This is a genomic window from Gordonibacter pamelaeae 7-10-1-b (assembly GCF_000210055.1).
GTDB lineage: Bacteria > Actinomycetota > Coriobacteriia > Coriobacteriales > Eggerthellaceae > Gordonibacter > Gordonibacter pamelaeae.
This window is the reverse complement of sequence record NC_021021.1, coordinates 51,510-54,867: the sequence shown is the minus strand read 5'-3', so window position 1 is coordinate 54,867 and position 3,358 is coordinate 51,510. Positions and strand designations below refer to the sequence as shown.

Here is a 3,358-nt window from a genome sequence, read left to right as displayed (position 1 = left end):
AGTCCTCGCGCACGCGCGCCGCCAGCCGCTCGGCCGCCTCCTCGGTGCCGGGCACGTCGGTCTTGTTCGCCACCACGATGCGCGGGCGCGCGGCCAGCTCGTCGGCGTAGAGCGCGAGCTCGCGGTTGATGATGTCGTAGTCCTCGAGCGGGTCGCGCCCCTCGTAGTCGCCCGTCAGGTCCACCACGTGCACGATGAGCGCCGTGCGCTCGATATGGCGCAGGAACTCGTGCCCCAGGCCGCGGCCCTCGTGAGCACCCTCGATAAGCCCGGGGATGTCGGCCACGACGAAGCTGTGATCGCCCGAGCGCGCCACGCCCAGGTTCGGCACGAGCGTGGTGAACGGGTAGTCGGCGATCTTCGGGCGCGCCGCGCTCATCTTCGCGATGAGCGACGACTTGCCGGCGCTCGGCATGCCCACGAGGGCCGCGTCGGCCATGAGCTTCATCTCCAGCTCGATCCAGCCCTCCTGGGACGGCTCGCCCAGCTCGGCGAACGCGGGCGCGCGCCGGGTCGGCGTCACGAAGTGGATGTTGCCGCGGCCGCCCATGCCGCCCTCGGCCACGGTGACGCGCTCGCCGTCGTGCGTGAGGTCGGCGATGAGCTCGCCCGTCTCCTTGGACTCCTCGAAGTACTCGCGCACCACCGTGCCCACGGGCACCTTGAGCACAAGGTCCTCGCCGGTGGCGCCATGCATGCGGCTGCCCTTGCCGTGCGTGCCGCGCTCGGCCTTGAAGTGGTGCTTGAAGCGGTACTCGATGAGCGAGGACAGGCCGGCATCGGCCTCCACCACCACGTTGCCGCCGTGGCCGCCGTCGCCGCCGTCGGGCCCGCCCTTCGGCACGTGGGCCTCGCGGCGGAACGACATGCAGCCCGCGCCGCCGTCGCCGCCCTTCACGTGTATGCGCACTTTGTCTATGAACACCTGGGCACCTCTATCTCCGTTCCGGTTCCGCATCGAGGGGAACCGGGGGACGAATTCCCTGATCTCGCAACTCGGATTGTATATGAAAAGTGCCCCCTGACGAGCAGGGGGCACGCGAAAACAGATAACGTTACGCAGTCGTGGAGCAGGTGGCTCGCCCTACGCCTCGGGGCGGACGTGCACCTTGTGCTTCGCACCCTTCGTGAACTCGATCTTGCCGTCGCACAGGGCGAACAGCGTGTCGTCCTTGCCGCGGCCGACGTTCTCGCCCGGATGGATGTGCGTGCCGCGCTGGCGAACGATAACGTTGCCCGTGTGCACCTCCTGGCCGCCGAACAACTTCACGCCGAGACGCTGCGCGTGGGAATCGCGGCCGTTACGGCTGGAACCGAGACCCTTCTTGTGTGCCATGGTATTCCCTCCCTTGCTTTATTCGGCGTCGACGGACGCGGGCTCTTCGGCCTTCTCGGCCTTCTTCGGGGCGGCCTTCTTGGCAACCTTCTTCTCGGCCTTGGCCGAGCCGACGGATTCGATCTCGACGCGCGTCAGCTGCTGGCGATGGCCGCGCAGCTTCTTGTAGTTCTTGCGCTTCTTGAACTTGAACACGAGCTGCTTCTCGCCCTTGAACTGTTCGAGCACGATGGCCGTGACCTTCGTGGCAGCGGCCTTGGCCGGATCGGCCTCGACCTTCTCGCCGTCGACGACGCAGATGGCCTCGAGCTCGACCTTCGCGCCGACCTCGGCATCGAGCTTCTCGATGTTCAGCTTGTCTCCGGGGGCAACCTTATACTGCTTGCCGCCCGTCTTTACGATTGCGTACATGAGTGTCTCCTTGTATGAAATAAAACGCAAGGCGATAGCTTACCAGCGGGATCGTAGCAAGTCAAGGTGATCTTATGCACAATCTCCGCGTATCATCGCACTCTTTCCGATGCTGTGCCTCCACAAAGCACAACGTTCATATGGTAGCAGATAATCATAGCCACACGCGGCGGCGTGGCATGTTTTTTCAGAATCTCACAGGTCCGACAAAGTCAGCGAGAAGCGTCGAGGGTGTGACAGGGGGACGGGGATAATGTCACGCTCCGCGACGCGCCACGACCGAGTGAAGCGAAAGAGAGCGTGACATTATCCCCGTCCCCCTGTCACACTCGCGTCGGCCGTACGGCGGCGGAACCTCAGTGCGACTCCGCCCAGCTTGCCCCCCAGGACACGTCGGCCACGAGGGGCACGCGGAGCTCCGCGACGCCCTCCATCACTTCCCTCACCATCGAGGACAGCGCCTCGATCTCGCCCTCGGGCACGCTGAAGTCCAGCTCGTCGTGCACCTGCAGGAGCAACCGGGCCTTGAAGCCCTCGGCCATGAGGCGGCGCTGCACCTCGGTCATGGCCAACTTGATGATGTCGGCGGCGCTGCCCTGCATGGGGTGGTTCATGGCCGTGCGCTCGCCGAAGCCGCGCGTGGCGGCGTTCGACGCCTTGAGCTCGGGAATATGGCGCTTGCGGCCGAACATCGTCTCCGCATAGCCCTTCGCCTTCGCCTCCTCGATCGTGGCGTCCAGGTAGGAGCGCACGCCGGGATACGCCGCGAAGTAGCGCTCGATCATCTCCTTCGCCTCGCCGAACGGGATGCCCAAGCTCTGCGACAGGCCGAACGCCTGCTGGCCGTACACGATGCCGAAGTTCACGGCCTTCGCGCGGCTGCGCAGCTCCGGCGTCACCTCCTCCACCGGCACGTCGAACACGCGCGCGGCCGTGGCGGCGTGGAAGTCCGCGCCCGAGCAGAACGCGGCCACGAGGTGCTCGTCGCCCGAGAGGTGCGCGAGCAGGCGCAGCTCGATCTGCGAGTAGTCGGCCGACAGGAACCGCTCGTCGGGCGCGAGCGGCACGAAGCTCTCGCGTATCTGGCGGCCGAACTCGGTGCGCACGGGAATGTTCTGCAGGTTCGGGTCGGACGAGGACAAGCGGCCCGTGGTGGTGACCGTCTCGTTGAAGCAGGTGTGCACGCGCCCGTCGCCGGCGCGCATGCGTGGCAGCGCGTCGATGTAGGTGGACTTGATCTTCGCCAGCTCCCGGTAGCGCAGCACGAGGGCGGGCAGCTCGTGCACGGCGCACAGCTCCTTGAGCACCGCGGCGTCGGTGGAGTAGCCGCGCTGGTTCTTCTTGAGGGGCGTGAGCCCCAGCACCTCGAACAGGATGCGCGAGAGCTGCTTGGGGCTGTCGAGGTTGAACGTCTCCCCCGCCATGTCGAAGATGCGCGCCGAGAGCTCGTCGAGTTCGGCCTGCGTGCTGGCGCCGAGCTCCGCCAGGCGGTCGCAGTCGACGGCCGCGCCGGTGCGCTCCATGATGGCGAGCACGCCCACGAGCGGCAGGTCGATGTCGAAGTAGGCGCGGGTGCTGCCGTCGCGCCCGAGCGCCTCGGTGAGCGGGCCT

The 3,358-nt window shown here is 66.7% G+C and carries 4 protein-coding genes; all 4 read right to left on the bottom strand.

The window, feature by feature from the left end:
- A partial coding sequence (obgE, locus tag GPA_RS00230; RefSeq protein ID WP_041238653.1) for a GTPase ObgE occupies positions 1-925 on the bottom strand: 925 nt, incomplete at its 3' end.
- A 159-nt stretch (positions 926-1,084) separates the two neighbouring features.
- Positions 1,085-1,336 carry a 50S ribosomal protein L27 gene (rpmA, locus tag GPA_RS00225; RefSeq protein WP_015538608.1) on the bottom strand — a complete coding sequence of 84 codons (252 nt, stop codon included), beginning with the start codon at positions 1,334-1,336 and terminating at the stop codon, positions 1,085-1,087.
- 18 nt (positions 1,337-1,354) lie between these two features.
- Positions 1,355-1,747 (bottom strand): 50S ribosomal protein L21, encoded by a 393-nt coding sequence (rplU, locus tag GPA_RS00220; protein WP_015538607.1) that lies wholly within the window; start codon positions 1,745-1,747, stop codon positions 1,355-1,357.
- A gap of 356 nt (positions 1,748-2,103) precedes the next feature.
- On the bottom strand, positions 2,104-3,358 hold a 1,255-nt coding region (locus GPA_RS17070), incomplete at its 5' end, for a DNA polymerase (RefSeq protein WP_231847530.1).

Bases quoted from the DNA above. Each gene is read 5' to 3' on its own strand.
- rpmA (WP_015538608.1), bottom strand. From the start codon at position 1,336: ATGGCACACAAGAAGGGTCTCGGTTCCAGCCGTAACGGCCGCGATTCC.
- rplU (WP_015538607.1), bottom strand. From the start codon at position 1,747: ATGTACGCAATCGTAAAGACGGGCGGCAAGCAGTATAAGGTTGCCCCC.